1 protein-coding gene is annotated in these 1407 nt (G+C 38.3%); it reads right to left on the minus strand.

What is annotated here, in order from left to right; all coding sequences use genetic code 11:
• Positions 1-153 precede the first annotated feature (153 nt).
• Positions 154-1407, minus strand: a 1254-nt coding sequence (locus VER_RS10125; protein WP_162100692.1) for an S-layer homology domain-containing protein, incomplete at its 5' end; no start/stop codon positions are given.

The following is a 1407-nucleotide window of genomic DNA, read 5'->3' on the forward strand; positions in this document are numbered from 1 at the left end:
AACGGATTTTATTCAATATGGGGTTATAGGACAAATTATAGAACCTTTAAAAACTCCTATTTAGAAATACATTTAATTAATACAAAAAAGGCAACGTCCGAAGAAGTTGCCTTTTTTTATTAGTTTAGATTAAACTATCATCTAATTTAGAAATTAGAATTTGTAGTTTAATTCTGCACGGTAGAAGTCACCAATGTCTTTGCCATCTTGGTCTTCGCTAGCAAATGCATAGTATGCAGATAAACCAACATTTTTAGCTAATGCATAATCTACTGTAGCCATCCAAGTTTTGTAGTTGCTGTTGTAAGGGTTATTCCAAGTGGAACTAATTACAGGAGAATGTTCAGCTAAATCAAAGTATTGAACTTTAACGCCCCAAGTACCTTCTTTAGCAATGTCATAATCGCCATAGCCAACACCAGCTACCCAAGCATCTTTACCTTCACCATCTTCTTTAGTTACTTTAACACCAGCTGCAGTGAAGTTGTTGTCAGCAAATGTAGCATATTCGCCACCTACCCAGAATTTGCCGAAGTTAAGGTCTAAGGAACCACCATAGATGTCTGTATCTAAGTTTTTGTTACCAAAAGCATAGAAACCACCTAAAGTAGCATGTTCGCCTAAGTTACCTTTTACTTGTAACAATGTAACTGTTGGGTTTAGGTCAGCATTAAATGTTTCGAAGTCATAACCAGCATAAGCTTTGTTTTCTTCAGTATCATAGCCACTGAATAAGTTACCAGTCTGGAAAGAACCATAAGCAGCTAATGCTTGGAAGTTGCCATTGTCGTATGCTACAGCAGCACCGTCAAAAGTATCATCGTATACTAAACCATTACCAACAACGGCACCAAAACGACCAACTACAGCAGTAGTATCTTTACCAAATTTATGAGCTACATAAACACGGTCAAATTCTACATTACCATCGCCAGAAGCATTATGGAATTCATCTTGACCTACGATACGGATTACTGCAGAAGTATTATCATTTACAGTAGCATTGAATTGTACACGGCCACGGAAATCAAATTTAGATTTTTTATTAGCATCACTGAAGTTGCCTTTATCTTCATAACCTTTGTAACGAAGACGAACATCACCAGTAGCTTTTACGTTACCCACTTTGTTTTCCAAAGTAGCAACACGAACGCCCAAGTTGTTTAATTCGCTGGAGAATTCGTCAGCTAAACGGTTAATCAAAGCTTGTTGTTCAGCGTTAGCACGAGCTTCGTTAGCCATAGCTTTAGCTACCATTTGAGCCATTTCATAACGAGTAATGTTGTTCTGGCCTTTGAAAGTGCCATCTGGGTAACCGTTGATTACACCAGCTGCTGCTAATTGAGCTACGCTCTGGTATGCCCAATCGTTAGGAGTTACATCGGAGAATGGGTTAGCTGCGAATGC

Source organism: Veillonella sp. R32 (assembly GCF_010093125.1).
Taxonomy (GTDB): domain Bacteria; phylum Bacillota; class Negativicutes; order Veillonellales; family Veillonellaceae; genus Veillonella_A.